Genomic DNA, 24,738 nt, shown 5'->3' on the forward strand with positions numbered 1-24,738 from the left:
ATTGAATGCCTTATGTAAACGTTAAAATCACGCCCGAAAACGCAACCCCAGAAAACAAAGCTAAACTTATCTCTGGGGTAACGAACCTACTGGTTGACGTGCTAGGCAAAAACCCGGCTTCGACAGTGGTCGTTATTGATGTGGTTGAAACAGAAGACTGGGGCTTGGGTGGCTTACCTGTCGAAGAGTTTCGCAAGAAACGGTCGTCGGCGTAGACCAAAGACGGGTAAGTTCAAGATCGCGGGGGTTGGCCATAAACCGATCCCCGCGGTCACTAAAATGTTGATTTTATTTCGACAAGGAAAATTCCAAACACCTGCTTCGATTCAAATTAGATTTGAATGAAGCGTAAGAAATTATGCCTAGGTCTCAAACGAAGCTCCTAACGGCTGCCTCTTACCTTTGCGCAAGAAACGGGTCGCTGGCATCGACAGTAACTCTGTAGAAATTGAACGCATGGCGGATTTTGGAAAGAACCAATCGCTTTCCCCATAACTTTGCTGGAGAAAAATATGGCTGGCTTTAGATGCGTCCCTTTGTCTGACGAAGCATTTAGGAATTATCAGACCGCAGAGTCGGATGACGTTGGAAACTCTATAAAGAAGATCTTCGAGGACGATACCTATCCTTGCCGATATACGCTCCGCGAAATGTCAGCAAAGGATGGCATGTTGCTGCTTGCCCACAAGCCACCCAAACCCCAAAGCGTTTACGGGAATCCCATGGCGATCTTTGTTTCTGCATATGACTGTGATCGTTTTGACGAAGAAAATACCGTTCCAGAGATCGTCAAAAACCGATTGGTTTCCTACAGGGCATTCGACGAAAATGGCATGGCGGTATACGACGCAGGTGAAATCGTCGAGCCACATGGAAAGCATGCTGAAGCAATCGCGAAAATTTTTGAACGCCCAGATGTAGCCTATATCAACGCTCACACTGCCAAGGCTGGCTGCATGCTCACACATATCGAACGGCTTCCATGAAACCGCTAGCGGAGTGCGTCGATTACTTTGTCGAAATTCGTAAAGCCTTTCATTCTTTTCCTGAACTGTCGCAAAAAGAAGAACGCACATCGGCGACAATTGCTGAACTTCTTAATGGATGGGGATTTGAGGTTTGCGACAAAATAGGCGGCTACGGAGTCGTTGGCGTGTTGCGACGGGGAACCGCGTCCAAATCGGTTGGTTTGCGTGCCGATTTCGATGCTTTACCCATTTTGGAAGAAACCGGCCTTGAACACGCAAGCCAAAACCCCGGTGTGATGCATGCATGTGGTCATGATGGCCACTCAGCGATCCTGCTGGCCGCCTGTTATGAACTTGCCCGAAGCCCGTTTTGCGATGGAACTTTTGTAGCGATCTTTCAACCCGCCGAGGAAGTCGGTGAAGGTGCAAAGGCAATGTTTCAAGATGAGTTGGAGAGCAGATTTCCAACCGACGCCTATTTTGGACTGCATAATATACCCGGTCTCCCAGCAGGACATTTTGGACTTGCTGAAGGTCCATTCTGGGCCGCCGTCGACGACGTTACGATCACTCTTAAAGGTTTTGGTGGGCACGCCGGTTTTCCGCATCTTGCCCGAGATCCAGTGGTCGCCGCATGCAATCTTGGCGTTGCTTTGCAAACTGTCGTTTCAAGGACACTTAATCCTGTTGACCCCGCAGTATTGACCATAGGTGCAATACATGCAGGAGAGGCGCACAACGTCATACCAGATCAATCAGAGTAAAAGTTAAATATTCGCTCTTTTTCCGAAACTTCCCGCGACCAGATCATTAAAAGAATCCGCGAAATCGTGAAGGGCATCGAATTATCATTTGGTGTCTCTGCGGAATTGACGTTTGGGCATCACACTCCGGCCGTAAACAACCATCCTGAAATGACGGACTTTGCGCGTTCCGTGATACAGGCGTCACCCGGTCTTTCACTCGTGGAAGGTATTGTTCGGCAAATGACCGTCAGCGATGACTTTTCAGAATTTCTGCAACGCAAGCCTGGATCTTACGTCTTAATTGGAAACGGAGAAAACGGGCACCCTCTGCATCACCCAAAGTATGACTTTAACGATGAGATCCTGCTTCCGGGAGCACAACTTTGGGTCAATCTAGTCAAATCTTACCTCGATACTCCGAAGATCAAGGCAGCGAAAGATATAGATCGAAACGAACAAGTGTGAACCGCATCGCTGTAGTTTGGGATTGGTTCCTTAGGTCAATATTCTATCGATTTTCATTTCCGGAATGGTTCACGTTAACCAAGCGGGCTAAATCAGGGAATTTGTGATGTGGCGGAAAAGTCGGACATATGATCATTTTTTCAGATAATAAGTTCCGTTAACAATCACTGTAATGGGTGGCAATGCTTTGTTAAAATCAAACCCAGCAGTGTATATCGGAACCATTCTGCGAAATACTGCCCTCGTCGTCATCTGATGGAAAGTCAACCACAACTCTTTAAAACCCAACCTATTCTCGATGGCGCATAAAACGTGCGGTAACCAACGAGATCACCGTTAAGTTAGGTTTTCGGTAGGGATACAGCCGACTTCCTTCGACGACGGCGACGGCGAACAAACCATGTGCCTTAAACATCGAATCCCACTCTAACTGGCAGTTGTTAATGTCAAATCCACTCACTCAAAAAACATCCGATCCGGCTACGGTCGAAATCGATTTTATTTCAGATATCGTATGCCCTTGGTGTGCCATTGCATTCCACCAACTAAAGGCGGCGTCCGAGAATACAGGCGTCGACGTCAAAATCAGTTGGCAACCGTTTCAGTTGAACCCCAAATTGCCTAAAGAAGGGCAAAACCTTCGGGCGCATATGGCCGAAAAGTATGGGACAACTTTGGAGGGAAGCATTCTATCGCGCGAAAGGATATCTGCAATCGGAGCCGAACTTGGATTTAAATTCGACTATTTTGATGAAATGCGAATGTACAACACATTCAAAGCTCATCAGTTAGTTAACTATGCCGGAGACTACGACAAATCCCAGGACGTTTCGATCAAGCTGTTTGAAGCCTTCTTCGGTCAAAGACAAGATATCAGTGACATTGAAATACTGGTCAAAATTGCAGACTCTGTAGGGCTGCCCGACGACAACGTGCGTAAAGTCCTTGAAGAAGAAAGCAGAGCCATGGCCGTTCGCACATGCCAACGCTACTGGACAGATTTAAGGGTCAGCAGTGTACCAACTGTGGTCATTCGACCGTCTTTTGCCGTTTCCGGGGCTCAAGGTGTGGACACCTATTCCAAAATACTCTTGGGTGCCCAAAGAAATTGAGCCGCTGCCCCGGAATCAAACACTGCGATCTAACAGTGAAGTAAAAACTCTTTAACGCCTCAGGTGACCTCAAAGGTTCACCGAAAGCGTTCAACAAGAAGACTAAGGAGATATATGTGAGCTACCAAAAGTACTTGAGAGAAGCATGCTATGTAGGCGGGGACTGGATTGCCGCTGACTCGGATGCTCTGATCGACGTCCAGAATCCTGCGACCGGCGAAGTGATCGGAACTGTTCCGAACTGCGGCACAGAAGAGACCCTGCGCGCAATTGAAGCTGCTAAACTAGCGTTCCCTGAGTTTTCATCGATGCCACTGCTCGAACGGGTCAATCTTCTTTGGGACCTGCAAGACGCCCTGCTGGACAACAAACAGAGCCTTGCGGAACTTCTCACAATTGAACAAGGCAAACCACTCGCTGAATCTCTGGGCGAGATTACCATTGGGGCTGCTTATGTCCGTTGGTTCGCCGAAGAAATCCGCAGAACCAAAGGTGAGATTGTTCCCTCGCCAACGAACGGCAGAAAGTTCCTTGTTACAACTCACCCCGTGGGCGTCGTTGGCATGATCACCCCGTGGAACTTCCCGTCATCGATGTTGGCCCGCAAACTCGGCCCGGCTCTAGCAGCTGGCTGCACCGTGGTCGCAAAACCAGCCACTGCCACGCCGTACTCAGGATTGGCCTGGGGTGCACTTTGCGAAGAGGTCGGATTTCCCAAAGGAAGCGTGAATATTCTGACAGGTTCTGCCCGTCAAATTGGTGGCGCGATAATGAGCTCTCCGGATGTACGCAAAGTTACTTTCACAGGTTCGACCGAAGTCGGAAAAGAACTAATCCGGCAGTCTGCGGACACGGTCAAGAAAGTCAGCATGGAATTGGGCGGCAATGCGCCGTTTCTGGTCTTTGAAGATGCCGACCTGGATGCCGCTGCTGAAGGTGCTATCATTTCGAAATTTAGAAATTCAGGACAAACTTGTGTTTGCGCCAACCGTTTCTACGTACACTCGGACGTATATGATGCATTCGTTGAAAAGCTTGTTGAAAAAACCAACGCCTTAAAAATTGGTAATGGCCTTGACGAAGGTGTTCAACAAGGGCCACTGATCGATGATGACAGCCTGGCAAAGGTAGAAGAACTGTTGGCTGATGCAGTTGACCGCGGTGCAAAAGTCGCGACAGGCGGAACCCGGCATGAGCTTGGCCGTACCTTCTTCCATCCCACCGTGGTTACTGAAGCCAATCAAAGCATGCGCGTTGCGAAAGAAGAAATATTCGGACCACTCGCTCCTATTTTCCGCTTTGACAGCGAAAACCAAGCAATCGCTATGGCGAATGATACTGAGTTTGGCCTCTGTGCATACGCATATACCAAAGATTTTGGCAGAATCATGCGTCTCAACGAAGGGTTGGAGTACGGAATGATTGGCGTAAACTCTGGCCTGATCACAACGGTTGAAGCGCCGTTTGGTGGTGTCAAGGAAAGTGGTCTGGGCAAGGAAGGCGGCAGCCAAGGTCTGGAAGACTATCTGGACAAAAAATACACTGCCGTCGATTTTGACGTGGCAACCTAACCAAGTTAGGAAGCTGGTTTAGATTTCTTCCCGGGGTCTTATCCTCGGGAAGAGCTTGGGACCAATTTTTACATTAAAGAATTTACAAATTTGTCCAATCCAAAGCGCCGGCATTTCGACTAAAAAGTTGAGCTTCCAAAATGAAGATAGGCTTGGCTGTTGCTTTACTTTTCGTAGTACTAGGCGGTGCCTTTTTGCTAGCGGCACTTTTGACGACACCAATGCACTCGGACATGGATCAGGCTGAAGAATCTTCTTCGCAGATTAATACGAGTAGAAAACCGTCAACCAAGGCGAATTTCCTATGTAATGTCGGTTTAACTTTCGTCATTTTCGGGATCATCGGAATTACGATCCTAAAGTTCTTGGAAACCTATTTCGGCTGAGGCCGAAATTGAATTGCACCTAATAAGTGAAACAGCATGTAGAAAATGATCAGCGTGGCTTGCGTGCACCTCATTTTTTCGGTGCACAACAACATCGCCCTGATGTTTTCGATTTGGTTGCCCGCCAGTACCCACCTGAAACGACGCATCGCCGGATAGCACAACATAAAATTCCTCTGCGGGATGAGCATGTGGCGGGTAATATGTATTTGGCCCCATCAAGAACAGTCCCAAAATGACTTCGTGATTTGTCAGTACCCCATCCGGCCCAACGCCTTCTCCGTTAGCGAACTCCGAGAGGAATGGTCTGCTCCAGTTGTTTTCGGCATAGAACTCAGCCCAATTGACATACCCAAAGGCTGAAAATGCAGCCTGACGCAGCCCATCCAAAGATGGCGGCACGCTTGCCCCAAAAACTTTTGGAGCATGGCGCAACGCTCGGACATTCGTTTGAGAGGGTGTCTTAGTATCAACAGAAGTCGTTTCGATACCGTCGATTGCGGACGACATTATGGCAATCAGTTCTTTTCGATCTTCTGAAGTTTGGCTGTCGATATTTAGGAGAAGGTGCTCGGAAGTTCGTCGGGCCAGTTTTAGTAAAGCTCCAATCGCGTTTCGGTTCGCTTTCATTAACGTCAGGGCTCCGGCACTATTTTCTAGGCGCCTAAGTCGCCAAGAAGGTTTTATAAAGTGTTAACGACAAACCCAAAAACGACCTTTGTGGTCGATACGGCCTACAAACTTAGATTGTGAATTGTCTTCGAAACAGCAGTTGTCGATCGAATGAAAAAATAAGTTGGGCGGTCTAACGATCAGATTTAGAGTGTCGGTTTGTTGAAGCGCACCTAAGCTATTCTTTTTATGATATTTCGTTGAATGCTTTTGCGGTTTCTTTTGCGCAGTTATTCAAAAAGGTGTCCCCCCTCCCCTACGAAAAGGGGAAGAGGGGACAGGGGGGGAGAGGAGGAGGGGGTACAAAATCAATTTTGGCAGAGTTTAATTCACGCTACCAACGCACCTGCGCTGCTTTTTAGCAACTCGGCAGCTTGAGAGACCGTTTTCTCAACAATTTGTTCGGCACTTTCGATTGTGTCGATCAAATCTAACGCCTCGCCAGCTATTAGAACCCGCGTTGCGTAATCATTGGGATCCGAGGCTTCATAGACCGCTCGCTGATTTTCGGCGTCTTGCTTCAGCGCTTCTATTTCTGAATGCCACTTTTTGGCAAAGTCATTCGAAACTACGCGACCGGTGAAGTGCCAGGGCCAATCCAGCCCTCTGGTGACATCGAAAACCTTCGACCGAACAGTGTCATCTCCTTTGGTTTCAACCAACAGCTGCTTGGCTTTCTCTGATCCAATTGCTTCTTTACTGGCCCAGAAACGCGTTCCCATCATAACTCCATCTGCACCCAACATCAGCGCAGCGGCCAGACCGCGGCCATCAGCGATTCCGCCTGCAGCAACGATGACTTGTTCCGGACCCGCTAAATCTCTTACAGCCGGCAGCAAGGCCGTCAACCCGCGGTCCATCCCGTGACCGCCTCCTTCTTGGCCTTGAACGACAATGATATCTACACCAGCGGCGATTGCTGCTTTGGCTTGCTCAAGCCGCTGAACCTGCCAAAGCGTCGGCACCCCAGCTTCTTTCGCCTTTTCGACGGCTTCGGTTCCGTCGCCAAAAGATAACATAAGTACTTTGGGGTTAAGCTTTAGCGTTTGTTCCAAAAGGCCCGGTTGTTGCAAAAGGCTCCAAGTGATGAACCCTACTCCAACCGCTTGATTGCCGGCTTCTTCGAATTCCGTGTTCATCCAATCGAGGTTTCCGTAGCCACCCCCGATCAGACCCAAGCCACCTGCTGACGTTACTGCGGCGGCAAGCTTGCCCCCGGAAACAAGATCCATTGGCGCCAGTAAAATTGGATGTTCGATGCCAAGCATCTCAGTCAGGCGGGTTTGAAGTTTTTGTTCCACGTCTTCATTCCTTAGAATCTCGTTAACCCCGATATAGCAAACCATTGATGCTATAAAAAATGATTGATTGTGGAATTTAATATCTGTAAATTCGATCTATGGATTTTTCATTGCTTCGAACATTTCTCGCTGTAGCCGAACAAGGTGGCTTTGCTGCCGCTGCTCAAAAACTCGGAACAGTGCAGTCTAACGTGACGCACCGTATTGCTCGTATGGAAGAGCAATACGGGCAAAAACTATTCACCCGCGGTCGCGGTGGCGCACAACTGACACCGTTTGGAGAAATAGCGCACCTGCATCTGGACAGGTTGTCTGAAGAAATCAGGTCTGTTGAAAGCAACCTGAATGACATAGCAAATGGGTCGGGCAACCTTAGGCTGGGAGCGATGGAAACTACTGCGTCAGCCAGATTGCCGACATTGCTGAAAGATTTGCGAGAGGCTTGTCCCGATGCTCGGCTTTCCCTGACGACCGGCCCAACTGCCCAGCTGATGCAGGCGGTTTGGAAACGTGAACTTGACGCCGCGTTCGTAGCAGGCCCTGTTGATGAAAACAGATTTCGGGCAACACCGGCGTTCGAGGAAGAACTGGTAATTGCATCTTCCAAGAACCTGCCGTCAGATCCTCCCTATTTGGTTTTTCCTGTTGGGTGTCACTACCGCGCAACCACTGAGACTTGGCTCAGGTCTATCGGAAAACCTGATACGGAGCTTCTGGAAATGGGAACTTTCGACGGGATATTGGGGTGCGTTGCAGCGGAAATAGGTTGTGCGGTAGCACCTCGAAACGCATTCAAAAACTCGTTAGCAAGTCAGAGCTTGGAACTCTCGCCTCTCCCGCAGCCGTATTGCAACGTCTCGACATCCCTCATCATGAGAAATGACTACATACCTGTTCGGGCAGCAACTGAGCTTCTGCACCTTTTGACTTCTGAGCAATGACTGAAATAAAGTTGTTGACCCGTTAGGTGTTTCGCCGCACGAGGTCTATCTCGGTTTAAAAAGAACTCCCGTTTCTTCAGCCTGAAGTCGTTTATAAATTCCTGCAAAATTGAGTGCTGTGTGAGAAACGTGGGCACAAACTATAGTAATAACTACTATAGCAGCAGAAGTGTTTGAGACTTCATACGTCGCCGAAATCTCCGACTTAGAGCTATTTCCTGATAGACCGGAGTTCGCCGCTAACCATCCGCCTCAGCGCCAAGGCGATGTTAACGAGATCAATCGAACTCTCCTGAAGTTGGTGTCCAACATGGGAACGCGTCTGTTTCGCGTTCCCAGACAGCTGAATATTAGGCTAGCATCACTTCCTTTTGGATTTCCCATCCTGATATGTTGCTAGCTCCTTTAACGCTCGTTTTTTTACATTTTTGGGAGTTACTGAGGTCAAACTGAGATTTCTCAATTACTCCTGATAAGTTTCTGTTATCGTGCCTAATTGAATTCTTGACGATTTCGGTTCATATTGCACTCAATGTCAGTTCCAGCGCCCTATATCCCCAATCTTACCCCTGCCCTTTCAGAAGCAGATCACGAAGCTCTGACCGACCTGTACATAGAGGGAACCCCGGCAAACACTTTGCGCGCTTATGAACGCGACCTCGTTTACCTGACCGCTTGGAAATTGGCACGATTTCAAGAAGACCTTCTTTGGCCTGAGACTGAGCCAACCGCCCTGGCCTTTATACTCGACCACGCTCGAGGCCTAAATGAGGCGCCCGAAGCGGAAGCGGCACGAGTTGCGGCGCAAGAGCTTATTGCGCAAGGGTTACGCCGAACTCTGAACTGCCCTGCCCCATCTACGTTGGATCGGCGTATAGCTTCGTGGCAGGCATTTCATCGCATGAAAAACCTGCGCTCTCCCTTTGATGCTCCACGTGTCAAACAAGCCCGGGCAAAAGCTCGCCGCGCTGCGGGTCGCCCCCCTATTCCAAAATCAGCGAACCCTATTACTCGCGATATTCTGGAGCAAATGTTAGCAACATGCTCTGGTACACGACGCGATTGTCGTGATCGCGCCCTTCTAATGTTGGGATGGGCCTCAGGCGGAAGACGGCGGTCCGAAATAGTAGAACTCCAGCGCAGTGATGTTTCTTTGAAAGATTTCCACCAGAACGGTTTAATCTGGATTTCGCTGATAGAGACAAAAACGACCGCTAAAGGAAAGACACCGCGGTTGGTTCTAAAAGGTCGCTCAGCCCAAGCATTGATACATTGGATCGAGCTGGGCGCAATCGACAATGGGCCACTGTTTCGCCCGATCTCAAAAGCTGACCGTGTTCTTAAGCGTCCACTTAGCCCCGATGCTGTTTATCAAATCGTTAAACATCGCTTGTCTTTAGCTGGTCTGCCAGATGGGTTTGCTTCACCGCACGGGCTTCGTTCAGGGTTTTTGACGCAAGCTGCGTTGGATGGTGCCCCGATACAAGCGGCCATGCGGTTGTCCCTGCACCGATCAATGGCACAAGCTCAAAAATATTACGATGACGTCGAAATCGCTGAAAACCCAGCGACGGACTTGCTTAAATAAGTAAGGCGCCGAGGTTCACCCAGCACCTTTTAAAGACATTCCGACAAATCTTACCCGTGGGTAATATCTTCCTCTTCACGTAATTCATCGATCATAGTTGCTATTGCTCGCTCCAGTTTGGCGCGGTCCACCCTTGTAAAATCCAGATTGTACCTCAACTCGATCCGTCCGCTTGAGGCCGAGCACTTTGCAATTCCGTCCCTGCCCGAAACCTGAAAGGTAGTTTTGGCGCGGCGCGGTTTTTCTTGGCCTTGAGCGTTTTGTTTCCTTTCCGGGGCGGCGGCCGAATTCAGAAATTCTCGCAAAATAGATATCTCGCGTGCACCGTCCCTATCAGGTTCGCCGTTTAATGCGGCACGAAGCCGATGGACCAATCCAGGATCAGAATCGAGCCTACGCTTGAGTTCAACCCCAACATTCCGCGGTATTTCATTGGGATGGTTCAAATCTTCACCCAGCATCATAATCAGACTGGCGAACGCTCGTATGTAGCTGCGTTTGGTGTAACTGGCTGATTTAAATAGGATTGTCACCGCTTTGTCGACATCTGCACAGTCATTGTCCGGCTCGGCAGCATAGGCTAGGGCGAGGGTACCCATTTCCGCAAACGAGATATCCTTTCGGATCAAATTTTCATCGACCATACGACGGTAACTGTCGCCCAGATCTGCTCCGTCTGAAATTCCGGCTGGAATGGCCGCATATTCCTGCTCACCTGTTTCCTCAAACAAATCTCGGTAAGCGGATAGTCGACGCATTCCCTGAATCAAGTCGAATCGACCATCAGCTCGGCGTTCGACGCGGATCGGATTGGATAACCCAATGTCTTGAATCGAAGCCTTCAGTTCCTCCAACTCTGGATCCGGTCCGGGTTTCCGATCCCTTGTCAGTTTTTCAGTAACGACGTCATGAAGGGCAATTCGCTCGGTAACTAATCCTTCTGACCGAAGCCGTACCAGCTCGTGGGCGAGGCGATCATTCTCTTCTCTTATGGCATCTTGAGTTGACTGCTGGTCCCGCAAAGCCTCTGCATTTTCCGTAATAGCTGCCGCCATTGGGCCGCGTCTTTTTTCCGACGCTTTTTCCGGAACCTTGCTGGCAGGAATATCTTCCATCGCCGGCACATCGATATCAAACATTCTGCGCTTGCGGCTCATGCGTCATCCTCCAATTTGTCCCAGGCCGACAACATCACGCCCCGAAACTCTTCATACGCATTATCAAAAGTCGAACGGGCACGACGCCACGTCTCACGTGTCATTTCTCGGTAGTCCATCTCATAGACTGAACTTAGGAACCGCCCGGATTGCTCAACTGCTCGGGTCATTTCGACCGGATGCTCAGCCAAATGATCACCAAAAACCTTACGGAAGGCGTCATACATCGCCAAGTGCAATGCATTTCCCGGCTCATATCGCGTCAAAAGGAAACGCACTTCAGCGAAGGCTTTGGGTAGACTAATCTTACCCGTGGGTAACGTTTTATCGAACCCATAGGCTAAATCTTCCAACGCTTCAGCCAGCTGTCCGATGAATGAAGTAGTCGAATCATATTCCCAATATCCAGGACCAGACGGTATATAGAGCATATCCGCCGCGAAGACAGCATTCATCGACTGATAGCCAATGGCCGGCGGGCAATCGAATAAGATCAGATCGTAGGCATCATCTGGTATCTGATCCAAGTAACGTGATACAGCAGCAAAGAACGACCACTCTGGATTCAGATGCCTATACTGAGCCGATGCAAACTCCACAAAGGCAGCATTCGCACAAGAAGGTATGGCGTCGATGGTGGACCATGACGTTTGTTTGATAAAATCTGAGATCCTGAGATCCCCCAAACCCATGTCAGTTATTGATGGGGGAAGCTGACGGTGGGGCAGGGCAGTACCGGATTCAGCAGCCACTGACCGGCTGTTCATCCGCTCAGTCTCACGGATCAAATCTCGGGCCATGATACCCCAAACGGTAAAGTCCTCCGATACGTCAGTCAGGCCCATGGAGTGGCTGAGCGTGGCCTGAGGATCAAAATCTACGACAAGCACTCTGTAACCATCAAGCGCAGCCGCATGGGCCAGGTGCAGCGCCACGGTTGATTTTCCTGCACCTCCCTTGAAATTCGCGACCGCAGCCCGAACCGCTCGTTTGCCGACCGGACGCTGAGGCATTAGTACCTTGCGGTTCAACTTGAGCCGACGGCGTAACTCATTGACCTCCTCCAGACTGAACCATCGCTGCCTCCCCTCTGGCTCTACCTCGCCCCCTGGCAGCGATGGGTCTGCCGCCAACTTTCCCCGAAATGTCGACTGGTTAATACGAAATATCAATTCAGCCACTTCCCAACTGGAGAACCTGCGCAACGTCTTTTCCATCTCGGGACTGAATGTCTGTCGTCGTATCCAGCCCTGCAGTTTAAGGGACTGCGTGCGCAATGCGTTTAGGTCTTCGTGCGTGTACATGCCTCAGGTCTCTTTTTTGGACGTAAATTGTTCTACCTTTATTATTTACGCTCAGTTTGCGAATTTAGCAAAATAAATTATTCTTACTTTGAGACCTTACCCATGGGTAACAAACTAAGGCAGATTGCAACCACAAACGAAGTGCCGGGGACTGCAACCACTGATTCTCCCTGCAGAGGAAAGAAAACAAGATTTAGGGGGACATTAGAGGCACTGTATCAGAATATAGGGGGACAATAAAGTGCTTTAAGGGGACACTCAGGCTGTCCCCCATCACCAAAGTTCACCATTTTTATTTGAGTTTATTGAATGAATTTAGTGTGTACTCTACTCCGCACTTGACAGAATCGGCGCAATGGACGCTAATCAGAGAACAAATCGGAAAAGCGTTGACAAACAGCGCTAATATGGCGGCAAATGTCGCTAGAGGCAGATTGGGCGGTGAGGAGGACAATGCAGGTTGCAATACCGGTGGGACGTAGCGCGCCTGCCATTAAATACGACATTTTATCCGCACTGACAGTTTTCGCGCTGTCTGGTGACAAACATCTTCAGAGACGCATACTCCGGCTCGTTTGTCTGATTACGACAAGATACAACTGGCGCAAAAATGAACTTTCGATAGGTCGAGAAGAAATAGCCCGTTTATGGTCAGTGGAAGAAAGAACTGTAAAGCGCGAAATGGCCAAATTCCGAACGAACGGATGGGTAACGGTAAAAAGACCTGCCGCCCGAGGGCGCGTGGCAGTGTATGCGTTGGACCTGCGACAAATTCTACTGGATTGTTCCAGCGCGTGGCCTTTAATCGGACCAGACTTTCTGGACAGAATGTCGACCGCCCCAGAACCAACGACCAATGTGATTCCCTTTCAGGCGAAAACCGCTTCAGCCAACGCAAACGGGGATGATCTCTGGACACAAGTGCAAGCTTTTCTGCATGAAAGAGACCCAGAACTCTGGTCGAGCTGGTTCCAGCATCTGACCGAATCAGAAAGGGCAGGGGGCTGTGTCACATTGGTCGCGCCATCAAGGTTTATGGCAGATTACATTTCGCAAAAGTGGACAACACGGTTGCTGGCAGCTTATGGCCGAATAGACCCAACCATTAGATCCGTTAGGATCGAGATGACTGAATGATGTATTGGCAAATGATATCTTGAGGTGAAATGCAACCAGCGAACGGATTGACGTTGCGACAAATACTCTTGAATTTCAGCTCGCGAGTTATTTAATCAGTGCGTCTGGGCTAAAATTTGGTGGAACCGATACCGGGCTTGCCCCAAATTGTCTTGCCGACTATCTAGCTAAAAATGGATCAATCGCCGGTGGCGCGCCGCCTTCGCCTGTTCCAATTCAAATGAATGTGGAAAATCGCATTGAACAAGTTGAAACAGAAACTCGCCAACGAATTGGATGAATCCGTTCTGTGGCGGCTGTTGTCGGAAAACATGCGGGCGCAGGTTGTTCCGTACACCGTTGCCGTGATCGCGATGGCTTTTGTCGCGGCGACCACTGCTGCGGTAGCTTTCATGATGCGGGACGTCGTTGATTCTCTTTTCGACAGCGGCAATTCCGCCAGGATCGCTGGAGTGTCATTAGCGGTTTTTGTAATTTTCGTGATCAAGGGAATTGCAACTTACGTTCAGGTCGTTGCAATGACGCGGGCCGGAAACAGGATCGTTTCAATCCAGCAGATCAAACTTTACGACAAGCTTCTGAGGCAAGGTGTCTCGTTTTTTAATCTGACTGAAAGCTCCAATCTGCTGATGAAAGTTACGCAGACAGCTCGGGCGGCCCGAAAAGTCATAGAATTGATGGTCACGAGCGCTGTACGTGACACGCTCACACTTATTGGTCTGGTTGCGGTAATGTTTTATCAACAGCCGGTACTTTCTTTGTTTACTCTGATTATTGGCCCACTTGCGATTTGGGGCGTAAAATCGCTTTTAGAAAAAGTTAGGGAGATCGCTGACATGGAACTGCAATCCATGGCAGCGATTATGAAAGTTATTCAGGAAACGTCGCGTGGCATCCGCGTCGTTAAAACTTTTGGCCTGGAAGAGCGCATGGCCAATCAGATGTATTCCGCGGTAAAAAGCGTTGAAAAGCGTCGCAACAAGCTAGCCCGTCTACAGGCAGCTACCAGTCCGTTGATGGATATTTTGGCAGGATTTGCGATCGCGTCTGTAATTGGCCTAAGTGCCGGAAATTTGTTTGGTTCTAACGGGTCGACTCCGGGGGAGTTGATGTCATTTGTCACAGCTGTGATGATGGCTTATGAGCCTGCCAAAAGACTTTCCAGGGTGCGCGTAGGATTGGAAGTCGGACTGCGTCAAGTTCGTATGCTTTTTAAATTGTTAGATGAACCAGAGACGCTACCTGAAAACGAAAATCCCGAAACGCTCCCGGAAGGCCCTCGTCAGTTAGTGTTCGACAGTGTCACTTTTGGATACAAAAGTTCCGATCCCATTCTCAAGGATCTGTCGTTGACTTTTGAAGCGGGTCAAACAACTGCTTTGGTAGGATTATCTGGTGGCGGGAAGTCTACCATTCTTAATCTAGCGCTTCGGCTATACGACCCTCAATCCGGCAGTGTCCTGATCGATGGTCAGGACATCAAGAAAACGTCTTTCCAATCATTGCGCAGCAACTTGTCCTTTGTCGGGCAAGAGACCTTTTTGTTCTCGGCCTCTATTTTGGACAACATTCGGTTTGGACGCGAAGGCGCGTCGAAAGACGAGGTAATTCAGGCGGCCAAAGCGGCAAATGCTTATGATTTTATCATGAAGCTGAACGAAGGCTTTGATACAATGGTGGGCGAAAACGGAGCGTTCCTATCCGGCGGTCAGAAACAGCGTCTCGCGATCGCCCGAGCCTTATTGCGTGACAGCCCGATTTTATTGCTTGATGAACCTACCAGCGCTTTGGATTCGGAATCCGAGCATTTGGTACAAGAAGCACTTCGTCGTTTGACGAGTGGTCGAACGACCATCATTGTCGCGCACAGATTGTCAACGATCCTGCATGCTGACAAAATAATGGTGATAGAAAACGGTCAGGTCGCCGAAGAAGGCAACGCAAAAAAGCTGCTGGAGCACTCGGGCCCATTCCGCACACTTTATGACCACCAATTCGCAGATGCTATGAAAGCAGGATAAGCCAAGTGGCATTGTGGTTCATGACCGAGGGTGAAGTTGTATGGATGCCTCGGTAATCATTCCGTCTTATCGAAGTTGGGACCAACTTCAAGCCTGTTTGGATTGTTTGGCAAAGCAAACTTTAAGTTCGGATAGGTTCGAGATTCTAGTGGTTAACAATGACCCGTCGGATCCTGTTCCTCAGGAATTCAGATTGCCGGCGAATGCTCGGCTTCTGAAGGAAGCGAAGCCGGGGTCTTACGCAGCGCGAAACTGCGGTATTCGCGACGCTACTGCAGACCTCCTGTTCTTTTCGGATTCTGATTGCCTTCCAGTACCGGGCTATTTGGAAGCAGGTTTGCGCATAGCTGATGAGAATCCAGAGGTCGGGCGGTTTGGCGGCGAGGTTGTGCTGGTACCGAATGGTGAGGATTGGACATCTGCCGAACTCTATGACCGGTTTTTGGGGTTGGAACAACAAAAATGGGTCGAGAGGGGCCGTGCGGTCACAGCAAACCTAATCGTTCGTCGACGTTTGTTGGAAAAGATAGGCCCGTTTAACGATACCGTGTTGTCTGGCGGTGACATGGAGTGGAATGATCGGGCCAAAGCTGCGGGTGCACCGATCATGTTTGCCGCTGAAGCTATCGTCCGCCATCCAGCGCGAGGAAATCTGCGGGACCATGTTACCAAGGCTCGGAGGATCGAGGGCGCGCGGCTGCGTCGCAACGCGAGCCGCGGATGGGTGAATTACATTCCACCAATCCACAAGCTTATCCCGTCCTTCAAGACATTGATAAAGTTATTGAGAAACCCTGAACTAGAAACACGTCAGGCATTTGCTGTCTGGGGTGTGCAATACGTTATTCGTGTGGTCAAAATCACCGAAACAATACGGCTTTTGTGGCTGCGCCGACCGGATCAAAGAACATAGTTCCCGTTTCGATGTAGCGAGCCCAATGCGCCATTGAAGACGAGTGCCCTCTGTAAGGTTCAACTGCCTACGCCGATATACGTCTCGAAACCGGCACCCAAAGCCAAGTCAGAAGAATACACATTTCGCAAATCGACCATGCGCGCCGTTTTCATTGTGCTGGCCAAGTCGGTCAGATTTAGAGCGCGGAACTCGTTCCACTCCGTCATAATGACCACTGCATCGGCACCTTTGGCTGCTATATAAGGATCGTCCAACCATTCCACACCGGGCAACAACGCTTCGCCTTCGGCGCGGCCTTGTGGGTCCACAACGCGCACTTTAGCGCCGCCGCCAATCAGCGCCGGAACAATTGTCAGAGACGGAGCATCTCGCATATCGTCAGTGTCTGGTTTGAAAGTCACACCCAGTACAGCGATGGTCTTTCCATTAAACCTGTCGTCGCAGACCTCGCGGATTTTTTCGATCATTCGTGCCTTGACGGCATCATTGACGCGAATGACCGTTTCTGTGATCTGCATTGGATATGCGTGTTCTTGCCCGATCCTGGCCAGGGCCGCCGTGTCCTTGGGAAAACAGGAGCCTCCATAACCGGGACCGGCACGCAGGAATTTGTTTCCGATGCGTCCATCCAATCCGATCCCGCGTGCAACTTCCTTGACATCCCCGCCAACCCTTTCGCACAACCCGGCAATTTCGTTAATGAAAGTGATCTTGGTCGCAAGAAACGCATTGGCCGCGTATTTTATCAATTCGGCACTTTCCAAATCTGTATTCAGTATTGGAAAGTCGCGTAAATATAGAGGGCGGTAGATTTTGGCCATAACTTCGGCCGCACGTTCGCTTTCCACGCCAACAACAACGCGGTCCGGGCGCATAAAGTCGTCAATCGCGGCTCCTTCACGCAAAAACTCAGGGTTCGAAGCCACGTCAAACTCCGCCTCTGGGTTAGCCGCTGCTATTACTTCGTGCACTTTGCGATTTGTACCAACGGGCACCGTGGATTTGGTCACGACTACCGTATAGTCGGTGATAGCTTGCGCAATTTCCCGCGCTGCGGACATCACGTAAGTCAGGTCCGCGTGACCGTCGCCACGCCGGGTTGGCGTTCCAACCGCGATAAAGACCGCATCTGCCCCGTCGACAGCGTCGGCAAGGTCTGTGGTGAAGGTCAATCGGCCCGCTGACACATTCTTGGCCATTAGAACATCCAGGCCTGGTTCGTAGATAGGAACCTGGCCCGATTGCAGCATCTCAATTTTGTCGGTAGCTTTGTCGACGCAGATAACGTCATGGCCGAAATCCGAGAAACACACGCCTGACACCAGGCCAACATATCCAGTGCCGATCATTGCAATGCGCATATTCAAATTCCTTTTATAGGCTATTGCGCCGGAATACGCTTAGAAACAAACGGTATTCAAGCGCTTTTTCTGCGTGAATGTCAGCGTTTCGGTTCAAAGCTGATGGCGTTCTATCAATTTTCACATTCTTCGTTGTGCGCTGGAAATCGCCGCTTCCCGAATCTCGCAATTTAGGTGTTGTGCATACATAGCAAGTCCGTTTGGATTCGGTAGATGTTTGCTTCATATTGTGTGAGATAGAATTAATTGATTTTTTGGGCGGGCCACGCAGTCGAGCCGGGTCGGTGACGGGTAAAAATGATGACCAGAAAACTAAGACTCGCGCCGAGGGCATTTATGTCCTCGCGAGATAAAAAAGTGTGGCGCAACCGTATTCTATTAATACTTTCGCCGGTGCTTTTGCTGCTGTCGCCTATTTTGCTGCCTATCTACTATATCTACCGAAAACGTAAGGGAAAACCCCTGTTTTCTGGCAAAAGCCTGACTGGACCATTGGTAAAGAAAGAGGTTGGCCGAATGGGCTACCTTGCGGGATCGCTCAGTTCGGTGCCGCCATCGCCGTTAAATATGGCGGAAGAAGCGCGAATAGACGCTTTGCCCGACACATTCGCCTTATGTCGAGTAATTGGAAATGACCTGACACCGCGACACAAAGCCGGACAATCGCTTGAGAATGTCAGATTCATTCTTGAAAACGAACCTGACCTGGAAGACTGCATCAAGATTTGGGTTTTGAACCGAATTTTTGATCCGGAGAACGAAGCCGACCTAATCGCGTTGTTGGATCAACACGACCAAATTTATGAACGCATTCCATTTGAACCTGAAGCGCTGCAGAATATTGGTTATGATTTTTCAACGATTTCAGACCCGATTGTCTTCGCTGACGGATCCACAGATCAATTGGAGGAAAATTTCCGTTCATTGGTCACTTCGCAGGTGTATCGTGGACGAAACAATTACGTCATGAACAACAATGGCGCACGAAATTTTGCGTTGGAGTTTTCATTGAAGCAAGCAAAATGGGCGTTGCCGTTTGATGGAAATTGTTTTTTTACGCGAAAAGCTTGGGAAGCTTGTCGCAGCGATATTCTTGCTCACAGAGACAAGAGATATTTTACGGTGCCGATGGCCCGAATGCTGGATAACAGCGATTTGTTACTTGATGACTTGGCACCGAACGCAACCGAGGAACCCCAGATTGCGTTTCGATGCGATGCACCTTTGCGGTTTGCTGTGTCGCATCCATATGGGCGTCGACCCAAGGTCGAACTGTTCTTGCATTTGGGCATTCCTGGTCCTTGGGAAAACTGGTCAAATTTCACGTTTGACATTCCGCCGCGCAAAGTGTCCCCCGAAGGACATCGTGTGGGGCAAGCCGGATGGGTTGCCCGATTATTTTCTGGACAGACGAGCTTGGAAAAGGACGCTGACAACACCATTCGAGATCGAGGCGTTGCAAGAAACCTGGCCATACGCGCGACGTTGGATATGCTCGAAGCCAGTCCTATACAGGAGCGTTTGGAATCCGGAAAGCCGGTTTTCTATGATCTGAACCGTATAGAAGCGCTGGCTGCTTGCCCTTCATCTTTGGAACGGCCAGATATCCTTGCCGCAGCAGACGAGGCGATGCACCGTGGACCCTATTCGGTAGTGGACAAACCAGATCCGGGTCCAAGTGGTGACTTACATGATTACTTTCACCCAGCCCCTTATTGGTGGCCGGATCCCAAAAAAACCATCGGTTCACCCTATGTGAGGCGAGATGGTCTTCGTGTCCCGGGCACGCAGCTCTATGAACCGGAAAGTGATAAATTTGACCGCACGCGATTGCAGAGGCTCTTTGACGACTCTATTGCTCTCGCATTGGCGGCACGATTAACTGAAAACTATGCGTATCGAGAGCACGCCAATACTCTGATCCAAACCTGGTTCATTGACTCCGCGACGCGAATGAACCCGAATCTAGATTACGCGCAGGTCAGACGGGGTCACAACGGCGACCGTGGATCTGAAAACGGTCTAATTGAAACTAAGGATTTTTATTTTTTCCTTGATGCTGTGCGTTTGCTGGAAGACGATGAGCTTTCCGAAGGCGTGAGGAAATGGTGTTTAGCGTTTCTTGAGTGGTTTAAGACCAGCAAACAGGGAATGTTGGAATCCAAGCACAAAAACAACCACGGGACTTGCTTCGATCTACAAGCTGCGGCCCTAGCTGCATTTGTCGGGGACACCGCTACATTGCAAGAAGTGAATTTGCGTGCACAGGCACGCATTCTTGGGACAATTACTTCGAACGGTGAACAACCGCATGAATTGACCCGAACGTTGACGCAGCACTATTGTGCGTTCAACCTTCAAAGCTGGATTAATTTATTCGATTTGCTAGAAGGAGTCGGATTGCGCCCGTGGAGCAGCGACGCGGCGGACAGGTTGATCCAAGCCATGCGGCTGCTTTTGAACCAGTCGAAGAACGGCTGGCGGTACCCGCAGAAAGAGCCGTTTGATATGGCGCGACTTGCCCCCATTGATGACGCACTATGCCGAAGAACCGGGCAAAGTCTCTTGGAAACTGACGACGCACCCGCGTGTTTCAATCCTCATGATGGCATAGCTCCTTTTTGGAGGCTGACTCGCAGTGGATCACCGCACTAGTTTATGTCGGCTATCGTTGTAACGGTTTGGTTTTCCTTGAGTCGAGCGCAGACGTTCTTACTCAATCTGTTGTTGCAAGTTTCAAAATGATCTGGATGATCGTCGCCACCAGGGCCGGAAGTTCCGGTCAACCGTGCAAAAGCACGGACTAACAAAAGTGGGAGATAATATGTCTTTTAAATCTTTGATGGTCGCCGTAAGCGCGACTGCGATGATTGCTGCCGGTGCCTCGGCCGAAACGCTGCGTTGGGCACGGGCAGGGGATTCGCTGACCTTGGACCCGCATGCGCAGAACGAAGGGCCTACTTCGGCAATGGCGCATCAGATCATGGAAACGCTGGTAATGCGCGACCACTCTGGTGCACTTGTCCCGTCGCTTGCAACTGAGTGGGCTCCGTCCGAAGAAAACCCGAACGTCTGGGTTTTCAAACTGCGCGAGGGAGTAACTTTTCACGATGGTGCGGAATTTGACAGCGAAGACGTCGTATTTTCGCTGAACCGGGCGATGACGCCGGATTCTGATTACAAGGAATTGTTAGCCTCTGTCAAAGAGGTCCGGGCGCCGGACAAATATACGGTCGAGATCGAAACCAATGGTCCGAACCCTATCATGCCTAACAACCTGACGAACATGTTCATGATGGATAAGGCTTGGGCCGAGGCCAATAACGCGGTCAAGGTTCAGGATTACGAAGGTGGCGAAGACACATTTGCGGCCAAGAATGCAAACGGAACGGGCCCTTACAAGCTGGTTAGCCGCGAGCCGGATGTGAAAACGGTTTTGACGGCCAACGAAAATTATTGGGGAAAAGACGAGTTCCCATTGGAAGTGAGCGAGATCATCTACACCCCAATTCAGAACGCGGCAACGCGCGTTGCCGCGCTGCTGTCAGGTGAAGTGGACTTTATTCAGGATGTTCCCGTTCAGGACCTTGAGCGTGTCGCCGGAACGGATGGTCTGGATGTGCGCACTGCGCCTCAGAACCGTGTAATTTTCTTTGGAATGAACATGGGGGATGCAGATCTGGGTTCGGACAATATTGATGGAAAGAACCCGCTGTCAGATGTCCGAGTTCGCCAGGCGATGTCCAAAGCGATCAATCGCGATGCGATTAAGCAAGTCGTTATGCGCGGCCAATCTGCACCCGCGGGAATGATCTCGCCACCGTTTGTGAACGGTTGGGACGCTGATATGGACGCCTCTTCCTCGACCGATCTTGAGGGAGCCAAAGCGCTGATGGCGGAAGCCGGCTATCCGGACGGCTTCACCTTGACTTTGAACTGCCCAAACGACCGTTACATCAATGATGAGGCGATTTGTCAGGCTGCAGTTGGCATGCTGGCACAGATCGGCATCACCGTGAATCTGGATGCCAAGCCAAAGGCGCAACACTTCCCGTTGATCAACAATCTGGAAACAGATTTCTACATGCTGGGTTGGGGCGTTCCGACTTATGACTCTGAATACATTTTCAACTTCCTGGTTCATACCAAGGGTGAAAAATACGGTTCGTGGAATGGCACGCGCTATAGCAACCCAGAGTTGGACGCCAAGATCGTGTCGCTTGCCTCGGAGACTGATCTGCCTGCACGGGATCAACAGATTGCGGACATCTGGAAGGTTGTCCAGGACGAGCAATTGTACATCCCGATACACCATCAGGTTCTCAATTGGGGCATGAAATCCAACGTAGGGACCGTTGTCGAGCCTGAAGATTCTCCGAAAATCAAATACTTCACGATGAAATAATATCGCTTGAAAAGCAGACGGGCAGGGCGCGGGTTCGCGCCCTGTTTTATTTTGTTGGTTTTTTGATGGTTCACAGCCGCGTGAGGCGATAAAGAGATTTGCTTTACGAGTTCAAAAAAATCAAGAAACTTTAAAAAAACAGGGAGTATTCGTCATGATCCTCAGAAACAGTGCCATTTGTCTGGCTATGCTTGTCGCAGGGGCCGTACAAGCCGCGGAATTTAAGTGGGCGTCGACTACCGATCCACAGACGATGGACCCGCATGCGGTTAACTCAGCCCCAGTTTTAGGTTTTCTGAATAATGTTTATGAAGGTCTGGTCCGCCGTGGCAAAGACATGCGCGTGGAACCGGCACTGGCGGTCAGCTGGGAACCTATTGGGGATGGCGAAGGCTGGCGTTTCAATTTGCGCGAAGGTGTCACTTTTCATGACGGCAGTGAGTTCAACGCGCAAGACGTCTTGTTCAGTTATCAGCGTGCGTCTGGCGAAGCTGCCGATACGCGCAGTTGGTTCGCACCGGTCAGCGAAGTGAACGTTGTTGATGATTATACGATCGATTTTATGATGACCGCGCCCAATCCGCTGTTTCCTTCTTCGATTGCGAATTGGATGATCATAGACCAGGGTTGGGCCGAAGCAAATGATGCATCAGTGCCTGACAAGGAAACGGGGAATTACGCAACCCTGAACGCAAACGGCACCGGAGCTTTCAAATTGACTGCTCGGGAACCGGGCTTGCGCACCGTTTTGGAGCCTTTCGAAGGTTGGTGGGATAATGCGGAGCATAATATTACCGTCGCCGAGTTTAATCCTATACAAAACCCGGCTACCGCAGTGGCGGCGTTGCTGTCCGGCGATGTGGACATGATCAACCCGGTCCCTATTCAGGACGTGGCCCGATTACAGGGCAACGGTGATGTCGAAGTTATCCAAGGGATCGAAGCAAGGGTTATCATGTTGGGCTTTGATCATGAAGCTGAGGCACTGAAGTACACGGATGATGCAGGACAGCCGAACCCTTTCCGTGACGTTCGTGTTCGTCAAGCAGTGGCTAAAGCGGTCAATGTCGACGCAATTCTGGCTACAATCATGCGTGGGAGTGCCGAGGCGGCATCGCAATTGGTGAGCCCTGCGATGAGTGGGTATTCTCGGACAAACACTGACCGCCCCACATTTGACATTGAAGCTGCAAAGGCGCTGCTGGCAGAGGCGGGTTATGCGGATGGTTTCTCATTCGGCCTGAAATGCCCAAATGACCGCTACCTCAATGACGAAGCAGTTTGTCAGGCCGTCGTGAGTATGCTGGCTCAAATCGGGGTGACTGCCGAACTGGATGCGATGCCTGTACGCAACTATTGGCCCGAGTTGCGCGAGGATAACTACGATATGTACCTTCTGGGCTGGAGTCCCGGAACGTTTGACGCCGAACACCCTGTTCGTTTTCTTGTCGCAACCCCGAACGAGGAAAAAAAACTGGGTAGCTGGAATTTCGGTGGGTTCTCGAATGCGCGCGTAGATGAGTTGCTGCCCTTGATCCAGTCAGAGTTGGATCAGAACAAACGCCAGGAGATGCTGGATGAGGTAGCCAAGATCATTCAGGACGAGCATGTATATGTGCCAATGTATGTCCAACCATTGGTTTGGGGTACTCGCAGCAATGTTGATCTAACGCAGCGCCCGGACAATTTCTTCCTCTTGCGTTGGGTTACGGTGAACTGACCTGATGGGTATGATGATTGACGGGGTCTATCATGTTGACGACCCCGCACCGGATTCGCGGCTTGATGGAGAGTTCCGCCGTCATGCCTCAACCATTCGTAACCTTCTTCCAGAGGGTGATTTGGAGCCGGGGCGTTTTCATCTTTACGCGGCTTGGAACTGTCCGTGGGCGCACCGCGTTTTGCTGGTGCGGGCCATCAAAGGATTAGAGAGTCTGGTATCTGTATCCTACGCCAAACCGCGACGAACACCCGAAGGCTGGGTATTCGATCCGGACGGGCCTTATTCAGATGGGCTGTTTAGGGTCACGGCATTGCACGAGGTCTATTCTCGGGTAAATCCCCGCTATACCGGGAGGATAACCGTCCCGTTGCTCTGGGACCAGGTCAAGAACCGCCCGGTTTCAAACGAATCTGCCGATCTGGTCCGAATGCTAGGGACTTTACCTGACCATGGACCAAACCTTGCTCCGCAAGAAAAACTGCCCGAGATCGATGCCTGGAACTCAAAAATATATCCTCGTCTGAACAATGGCGTTTACCGCGCAGGCTTTGCACGTACGCAAGAGGCTTATGAAACGGCATGCCGTGACGTATTCGAAATGCTTGACGAGATCGAGGATCACTTATCCAGCAACCGGTATCTTTGCGGAGGTGCTATTACCGAGGCGGACCTGCGACTTTTCCCAACTCTGGCACGCTTTGACGTGGCCTATCATTATGCATTTCGGTGCAATATTCGGCGTTTGATTGATTACCCAAACCTTTGGGGTTACGCCCGCGACCTCTATGCCCTGCCCGAAATTAAAGGCACAGTGGCTTTCGAAGTATACAAAACCGGTTATTTTTCACCGTCTGAGTTGCGCAATCCGCTTGGTCTTGTTCCCTTGGGTCCTGACGTGGATTGGGAAACACCGCACAATCGCGAAAATAGTCCTGCCGTGACATCTTGACCGTCCAGACAGGGA

21 protein-coding genes are annotated in these 24,738 nt (G+C 50.3%); 16 read left to right on the forward strand and 5 right to left on the reverse strand.

What is annotated here, in order from left to right; all coding sequences use genetic code 11:
* The first annotated feature begins 5 nt into the window (after positions 1-5).
* From GOV45_RS17040 to GOV45_RS17070, 7 genes are all read left to right on the forward strand, one after another.
* Positions 6-215: a 2-hydroxymuconate tautomerase family protein gene (locus GOV45_RS17040; RefSeq protein WP_170479990.1), complete on the forward strand. Its 210-nt coding sequence runs from the start codon at positions 6-8 to the stop codon at positions 213-215.
* Positions 216-512: 297 nt separating this feature from the next.
* Positions 513-986: a DUF1203 domain-containing protein gene (locus tag GOV45_RS17045; protein WP_170479992.1), complete on the forward strand. Its 474-nt coding sequence runs from the start codon at positions 513-515 to the stop codon at positions 984-986.
* The gene (locus GOV45_RS17050) at positions 983-1,732 is read left to right on the forward strand and encodes an amidohydrolase (protein ID WP_170479995.1); all 750 of its coding nucleotides are present in this window, start codon (positions 983-985) and stop codon (positions 1,730-1,732) included. The genes GOV45_RS17045 and GOV45_RS17050 overlap by 4 nt, the downstream gene beginning before the upstream one ends.
* A gap of 66 nt (positions 1,733-1,798) precedes the next feature.
* On the forward strand, positions 1,799-2,179 hold the full coding sequence (locus GOV45_RS17055) for a M20/M25/M40 family metallo-hydrolase (protein WP_170479996.1): 381 nt from the start codon (positions 1,799-1,801) through the stop codon (positions 2,177-2,179).
* A gap of 443 nt (positions 2,180-2,622) precedes the next feature.
* Positions 2,623-3,291: a DsbA family oxidoreductase gene (locus tag GOV45_RS17060; RefSeq protein WP_170479998.1), complete on the forward strand. Its 669-nt coding sequence runs from the start codon at positions 2,623-2,625 to the stop codon at positions 3,289-3,291.
* Positions 3,292-3,407: 116 nt separating this feature from the next.
* Positions 3,408-4,862: an NAD-dependent succinate-semialdehyde dehydrogenase gene (locus GOV45_RS17065; protein WP_170480000.1), complete on the forward strand. Its 1,455-nt coding sequence runs from the start codon at positions 3,408-3,410 to the stop codon at positions 4,860-4,862.
* Between the two features lie 140 nt (positions 4,863-5,002).
* Positions 5,003-5,248, forward strand: a complete 246-nt coding sequence (locus GOV45_RS17070) for a hypothetical protein (RefSeq protein ID WP_170480002.1) — start codon at positions 5,003-5,005, stop codon at positions 5,246-5,248.
* Here the strand turns inward: GOV45_RS17070 and GOV45_RS17075 are convergent.
* Together GOV45_RS17075 and GOV45_RS17080 are read right to left on the reverse strand one after the other, a co-directional pair.
* Entirely contained in the window at positions 5,219-5,878 is a 660-nt protein-coding gene (locus tag GOV45_RS17075; RefSeq protein ID WP_170480004.1) for a dimethylsulfonioproprionate lyase family protein, read from the reverse strand. The genes GOV45_RS17070 and GOV45_RS17075 overlap by 30 nt on opposite strands.
* Before the next feature lie 371 nt (positions 5,879-6,249).
* On the reverse strand, positions 6,250-7,221 hold the full coding sequence (locus GOV45_RS17080) for an NAD(P)H-dependent flavin oxidoreductase (protein ID WP_217362376.1): 972 nt from the start codon (positions 7,219-7,221) through the stop codon (positions 6,250-6,252).
* A 98-nt stretch (positions 7,222-7,319) separates the two neighbouring features.
* On the opposite strand from GOV45_RS17080, the gene GOV45_RS17085 reads away from it, so the two are divergent.
* Positions 7,320-8,162: a LysR family transcriptional regulator gene (locus GOV45_RS17085; protein ID WP_170480008.1), complete on the forward strand. Its 843-nt coding sequence runs from the start codon at positions 7,320-7,322 to the stop codon at positions 8,160-8,162.
* 532 nt (positions 8,163-8,694) lie between these two features.
* On the forward strand, positions 8,695-9,750 hold the full coding sequence (locus tag GOV45_RS17090; RefSeq protein ID WP_170480010.1) for a tyrosine-type recombinase/integrase: 1,056 nt from the start codon (positions 8,695-8,697) through the stop codon (positions 9,748-9,750).
* 50 nt (positions 9,751-9,800) lie between these two features.
* On the opposite strand, the gene GOV45_RS17095 is transcribed toward GOV45_RS17090, so the two are convergent.
* Together GOV45_RS17095 and GOV45_RS17100 are read right to left on the reverse strand one after the other, a co-directional pair.
* Positions 9,801-10,907 (reverse strand): ParB/RepB/Spo0J family partition protein, encoded by a 1,107-nt coding sequence (locus GOV45_RS17095; RefSeq protein WP_170480012.1) that lies wholly within the window; start codon positions 10,905-10,907, stop codon positions 9,801-9,803.
* The gene (locus GOV45_RS17100) at positions 10,904-12,211 is read right to left on the reverse strand and encodes an AAA family ATPase (protein ID WP_170480014.1); all 1,308 of its coding nucleotides are present in this window, start codon (positions 12,209-12,211) and stop codon (positions 10,904-10,906) included. The genes GOV45_RS17095 and GOV45_RS17100 overlap by 4 nt, the downstream gene beginning before the upstream one ends.
* Before the next feature lie 453 nt (positions 12,212-12,664).
* On the opposite strand from GOV45_RS17100, the gene GOV45_RS17105 reads away from it, so the two are divergent.
* From GOV45_RS17105 to GOV45_RS17115, 3 genes are all read left to right on the forward strand, one after another.
* A complete protein-coding gene (locus GOV45_RS17105; protein ID WP_170480016.1) occupies positions 12,665-13,348 on the forward strand; it encodes a DnaA N-terminal domain-containing protein in 684 nt (227 codons plus the stop codon).
* Between the two features lie 239 nt (positions 13,349-13,587).
* The gene (locus tag GOV45_RS17110; RefSeq protein ID WP_217362377.1) at positions 13,588-15,369 is read left to right on the forward strand and encodes an ABC transporter ATP-binding protein; all 1,782 of its coding nucleotides are present in this window, start codon (positions 13,588-13,590) and stop codon (positions 15,367-15,369) included.
* A 40-nt stretch (positions 15,370-15,409) separates the two neighbouring features.
* Complete coding sequence (locus tag GOV45_RS17115; protein WP_170480020.1) at positions 15,410-16,282, forward strand: glycosyltransferase family 2 protein; 873 nt, start codon at positions 15,410-15,412, stop codon at positions 16,280-16,282.
* A 59-nt stretch (positions 16,283-16,341) separates the two neighbouring features.
* On the opposite strand, the gene GOV45_RS17120 is transcribed toward GOV45_RS17115, so the two are convergent.
* Positions 16,342-17,646, reverse strand: a complete 1,305-nt coding sequence (locus tag GOV45_RS17120) for a UDP-glucose dehydrogenase family protein (protein WP_170480021.1) — start codon at positions 17,644-17,646, stop codon at positions 16,342-16,344.
* A gap of 336 nt (positions 17,647-17,982) precedes the next feature.
* Here GOV45_RS17120 and GOV45_RS17125 point away from each other — a divergent pair, with 336 nt between their 5' ends.
* The 4 genes from GOV45_RS17125 (at position 17,983) to GOV45_RS17140 (ending at position 24,723) form a co-directional block, all read left to right on the forward strand.
* Positions 17,983-20,301 (forward strand): alginate lyase family protein, encoded by a 2,319-nt coding sequence (locus GOV45_RS17125; protein WP_170480023.1) that lies wholly within the window; start codon positions 17,983-17,985, stop codon positions 20,299-20,301.
* A gap of 169 nt (positions 20,302-20,470) precedes the next feature.
* Entirely contained in the window at positions 20,471-22,051 is a 1,581-nt protein-coding gene (locus GOV45_RS17130) for an ABC transporter substrate-binding protein (RefSeq protein WP_170480025.1), read from the forward strand.
* A 154-nt stretch (positions 22,052-22,205) separates the two neighbouring features.
* Positions 22,206-23,771: an ABC transporter substrate-binding protein gene (locus GOV45_RS17135; protein WP_170480027.1), complete on the forward strand. Its 1,566-nt coding sequence runs from the start codon at positions 22,206-22,208 to the stop codon at positions 23,769-23,771.
* Between the two features lie 4 nt (positions 23,772-23,775).
* Complete coding sequence (locus tag GOV45_RS17140; protein WP_170480029.1) at positions 23,776-24,723, forward strand: glutathione S-transferase family protein; 948 nt, start codon at positions 23,776-23,778, stop codon at positions 24,721-24,723.
* Positions 24,724-24,738 lie beyond the last annotated feature (15 nt).

The organism is Ruegeria arenilitoris (assembly GCF_013035425.1).
Lineage (GTDB): Bacteria > Pseudomonadota > Alphaproteobacteria > Rhodobacterales > Rhodobacteraceae > Ruegeria > Ruegeria arenilitoris_A.